Below are 5,115 nucleotides of genomic sequence, written 5' to 3' on the forward strand. Positions count from 1 at the left end.
GACATTTAGTATCAAATATATTACTTTTACTATGAACTAAATGTGTTTATAGGAAATGTATAGATAAATAAAGTGCTAAATTGACTCTTATGCAGTAATTATCGTTCCATTTGTCTAAAAATTGAAAAAACATGTGTAGATAGATATCATTTAAAATACATATATAATTAATTTTAATTTTCCGACACGTTTTTTCACATAGTTCTTAAACTAGTTTTTTGCGTGCATTATGAAAAAATTGTACCGTGTCAATCTTAAAAAATTATATATCATAACTTTAAGAGAGGAAGGAAAACTATGAAGATGAAACGAAAAATCATTATGACAACAGCACTTGCAGCTACGTTAGCTACAGGTGCACTACCTACTACCTCGGTGTTTGCTGCAGAAAAGGAGGCTCCTATTCAACAAAAAGAGGCACAATTGAGCATTCAACCTTTTGCACAAAACAATTTGGAAACAGCCGTTCAAGCTGCCTTAAATGGTCCAGAAGTCAAAAAAATTAAAGTATTTGAACATGAATTTAATGTAAAAGAAATAGAAGTAGTAAATCTAGGTGCAGGAAAAAAATATGTTAAGGGGCAAATCTCTCATCATTTAAGTTTTCGTCCAGATGATCAATTTTATTATGAGTTTACAGTACAAGATGGAAAGGTACTAGATAAACCTGTATTTAATATTGATAGAGGTGGTTGGACACCATTTGCTGCTCCACTTTTATCAATTCTTGCTGCGTATAATGGAATTCCAGTTAATCCAAATGATTTAAATGCACTTGGTCAGCAGATTGGTAAAGTTATAGATGGAAGCTGGGAACATGCAGCCCAATCAATTGCAACTGTAGTTAGTCTAAGTTTTAATGAGTAGAATTTTTCAATTTTTATTAGCAGTGTAGAGATCCGCTTTTTGTAATCAGCCTTGTTATAAGAGATTCTAAAACAGCTATTAATAAATTTTTATCACTCAATCACATTATCTTGATTTGTTTACCACCTCATCATTCATTATATGTCACAAAATAGAAGTCTTTTTTAGGACTTCTGTTTTGTTTGTATTCAATACGATAAACAGTGGTTTTTTGGAGGCTATACTTCGAGTTTTCAAGAATCTGTTTGGCTATTAGGGACAATTTATAATAAAAAATTATTAAAGTCTCAAATAACTTACTCCCCCTACTGTTAATTATTTTTAAATACAAAAATTTATTATCTTAAGAATGAAAAACAATAAATATAGTAAAAAATCATCTAACAATTGTTTAAAGGTCAGGAGAGAAAAAATGAACAAAATAAAAATGAGAAATTTCTTTAAAATTAGCATCCTTACTTGTATTACACTAGCAAGTTTAAGTACACCATCTACTATTTTAGCTGATAGTCATCCAGGTTACTCCTATGAATCCAATATAGGATATCAAAATCCATCGTGGATGTCGAAAATAGAAGATTCAACAAAAATAAGTGAAATATCTATTCCAGGGACTCACGGTACAATGGCTTTACATGGAGCGAGTTTTCTTGATGAAAATTTGACAAGAAATCAAACTATGAGTTTATCCCAACAATTAAATTCCGGAATTCGATATGTAGATATGCGTGTTAAACGTGTAAAAGATTCTTTTGCAATGTATCATGGCGTTGTAAATCAAAAAGCTGTGTTTGAAGATGTATTAAAAGAGACCATTCAATTTTTAAAAGATCATCCAACAGAAACAATATTAATGCGCTTAAAAGAAGAAACTACTCCTGAAAGTGGATCTCTATCATTTGAGGAGATATTTTTAAAATATAAAAACGTTAATGCTTCATATTTTTGGGATCCTAATTCCGTACCAACTTCAGATAGAAATAACCCTACTTTAGGAGATACCCGCGGGAAAATTGCAATCTTACAAAACTTTACATCCACTCAATTGTACGGGATTGATTACGAAGGTTTGAATATACAAGATAAATTTGAAATTGGAAGCGGACCAGACGAAATATATACAAAATGGATTGCGATAAAAAACCATCTACAAAATACAAATACTAATTTTAATACTGGAAAAATTTATCTCAACCATTTTAGTGGTACGGGGGGCGCAGCCGCATTTTTAAATAATGTATATCCTTGGTTTGTTGCAAGCGGAAAAGAGAGTAGAAATACTGACAGTAGTCCTAAATTAATTCAAACGAATTCCACTAATGCGTGGAGTGATTTCCCTCGCGATAGAAACGGACAAGTATACTATGGGGGGATGAATACACTTGGGACCGAACTCTTACAACAAGGCGCAATTAAACATTCTGGTATCATCGCAGCTGATTTTCCCGGTCCAGGTTTAATTGATAGTATCATTAAATTAAATGGTATACATTCAAATGAAAAAGAAATATTAATTTCACAAATATCATCTGAATCTAGTCCTTTATCAGGGCAACAAAATCGATCCAGCCAAAACTTTAAAATTGATAGTTTACCTGTAGGTACCAAAGAATTAAAATGGGTTATTGAGCCTTCAGAAAAAGATTATCCTTCTACTATTTCTTTCAATGTAATGATTGATGTTTCCCTAGGAATAGATTCTACTCGTTGGAAAAATATTTCACATGAATCTAGGACTGAAGCTTACACAAATACTAAATATTATATTGCAAGTCCAATTGGTGCCTCTAGAAAATTCACAGTGAAAATATACGCTATTACAAATTAGAAAAAAAGAATCCCTATGGAATTCCATTGGGATTCTTTTTTAATTTCATTTCGTAAACATTAGGATGGCGTTTAAATTTTATCCCGCATTAATGGGCGCCCGTAAAAGCCCGATTGGTGAGGGATGATAATCAGTGGGGGATGAACAAAACCTTCACTGATTAAAATTTCACTTTATTAACATATTATTTAATCCATTAGATAATTATATTTGAAACAGCCCTTAATTTTTAAAGAGCAATCCAAAATTGTTAACTACCTTTTTCAGCTTATCATTTATTCAAAACTGGCTTCCAAAGCGATAAGGCAAAAATCCAATTTGAATCGCCATTTCCTTGATGATCTTGAACGGCTTCATACACTTTTCCCTCATGTACTACTCTATCACCTTTAGTATATACTTTTCTTGCATCCCATTTTTCATATGTGGAATCCTCTAACTTAGTAGTTACATTCAAAACATCACTTCTACTAGATTCATTTCCAGCTAAATCAACCGCTGTCACTACATATTTATACGATGTATTAGCCTTCAAACCTTTATCTATAAAGGATGTATTAGCTGCTGTCCCAATTTTATTCATAACCCCAGCGCTTTCTCTATATACAATATAATGGTCAACACCTACATTATCTTCCGACGGACTCCACATCAAATCAACAGTTGTCGCTGTTGTACCCATACTATGTAATCCTTTTGGTTGAGTCGGAGCCTCTTTATCTGGGATTGCATGTGTTGTCTTAACCTTTAGTTTTTCACTTTCTTTTGATATGTTTCCAGCAGAGTCTAATGCCTTTATTGTATAGGTATATTCCGTATCTGCTTTTAACTTTTTATCAATAAAAGTTGTACCTGGTACCGTATCAATTACTTCTCCATTACGTAACACTTGATATTCTTTTACACCTATATTATCAGTAGAGGCCTTCCATGTTATTTCAACACTATTGGCAGAAACTTTAGAGGCATTTAATTCAGTTGGTTGACTTGGAGCTACTGTATCAGGTGTTTCATTATTTACTAAATTTACATCAATTACATTATAAAAGGCATTTGACGTATCTGCTACATCCCATACAGCTAAAATAACATGATAACCATTACGATCAGTTGGCACATTAATTGTATGTGTTAAATTATTTGATGCAGCCGAACCGTCATGTTTCACAGTTCCGATTGGTTCTAATTCAGCACGTGTTAATGGTTTGTTAGGGTCCCATCCCTTTTTTGTAATGTAATAATGCCATTTACTTGTAGAATGTGCAGCTGTATATTTCCATGTAAATGTATTTACTCCACCTTTAATTGTGTTTTTGAACCAACGATTTGATGTTTGTTGGTCAAGAATACCTCCAAACAATCCTCCTGCCGAAGCAATTTTCCCATCAATCGGTCCACTATCTGGAAATCCTTTAGGTGCTTCTAGACTTTGAGGTTCGTACATTACATTTCCACAATTTAAATTTAATGCCCCATAATTCTGACTACATAAAGCAGCACGACTACTCGGCTTTTCAACAAACCCGTGTGCATACGCACTTTGAGGAGTCATTGTGATTGCTGTCATGCCTGCAGCCAAAACACAAGCACCAATCCCCTTTTTACTTGTTCTTAATCTTTCCAATTTAGATGTTAATTTCAATTTCATTTTTGTCCCCCCAATATATTGCTTTCGCTAATATAATAGCAATATAGGGATAAACGAACAAATCGTCAATTAATATGTTAATATCTCTCATAAATTGGTACATTTATTATTATTTTTAATCTCCTATAAAAATAAAGTAAATACAATTAAGCAATTTTGTAACATTATGTATTAAAAGAAGAATAAAAACTCCATTTAATTTCACAAAAAATTCAAATATTAAAACAAAAAATTCCTCATGTAGGAAAAATAAATTTTTTATATTACAAAAAGCAAAAAAGTCTGGAAGAAACCGATTATATCCGTTTCTTCCAGACTTCCGCTACTTTTATACTACTCACAAATCCTTTAACCTTAAACATATACACTTGAGGTTAAAACACATATAATCGCCCTACTAATTCAAACTAACGCTTAATTACTTATAAAATAACTTAAGGTATCTAGCTTAACTGTATTTTCTTTATTAATAGCCATTTTCTATCCTGTATTTCCTTACTTTAAACAGATTATCAAGAGATTGTTAATATTTAAGAAAAGAGAAAAGATTTAAAAATCCAATTTCAATTATCATATTCCGATTATTTATTGTGTTATTTTTATCTAATAAGGTACAGAAACAAAAGATGAACTTCAGTTTGCTTGAGAAACGTTCTTAGGGTGAAACGTTTAAAGGGTACTTTAGTACTGAGTTTTTATTAAATGTTCCTGTACCTAATATTTAAATTAACGTATGTCAAAATATTTTACAATACGTGTATTAAACGTTACA

At 31.8% G+C, this 5,115-nt stretch carries 3 protein-coding genes; 2 read left to right on the forward strand and 1 reads right to left on the reverse strand.

Annotated features, from left to right (window positions below):
- Positions 1-297 precede the first annotated feature (297 nt).
- Together ACO6VI_RS32605 and ACO6VI_RS32610 are read left to right on the forward strand one after the other, a co-directional pair.
- Complete coding sequence (locus ACO6VI_RS32605; RefSeq protein ID WP_063548236.1) at positions 298-867, forward strand: hypothetical protein; 570 nt, start codon at positions 298-300, stop codon at positions 865-867.
- Between the two features lie 412 nt (positions 868-1,279).
- Positions 1,280-2,695: a phosphatidylinositol-specific phospholipase C gene (locus ACO6VI_RS32610; protein ID WP_161520216.1), complete on the forward strand. Its 1,416-nt coding sequence runs from the start codon at positions 1,280-1,282 to the stop codon at positions 2,693-2,695.
- A gap of 271 nt (positions 2,696-2,966) precedes the next feature.
- Here ACO6VI_RS32610 and ACO6VI_RS32615 read toward each other — a convergent pair whose 3' ends face one another.
- Positions 2,967-4,343 carry a lytic polysaccharide monooxygenase gene (locus tag ACO6VI_RS32615; protein WP_161520215.1) on the reverse strand — a complete coding sequence of 459 codons (1,377 nt, stop codon included), beginning with the start codon at positions 4,341-4,343 and terminating at the stop codon, positions 2,967-2,969.
- Between the last annotated feature and the right edge of the window lie 772 nt (positions 4,344-5,115).

This window comes from Bacillus sp. PSXD-155, from assembly GCF_049310765.1.
Lineage (GTDB): Bacteria > Bacillota > Bacilli > Bacillales > Bacillaceae_G > Bacillus_A > Bacillus_A cereus.

What these genes read in the sequence shown, in the direction of transcription:
- ACO6VI_RS32605 (WP_063548236.1), top strand. Translation starts at nt 298, where the DNA reads ATGAAGATGAAACGAAAAATCATTATGACAACAGCACTTGCAGCTACG.
- ACO6VI_RS32610 (WP_161520216.1), top strand. Translation starts at nt 1,280, where the DNA reads ATGAACAAAATAAAAATGAGAAATTTCTTTAAAATTAGCATCCTTACT.
- ACO6VI_RS32615 (WP_161520215.1), bottom strand. Translation starts at nt 4,343, where the DNA reads ATGAAATTGAAATTAACATCTAAATTGGAAAGATTAAGAACAAGTAAA.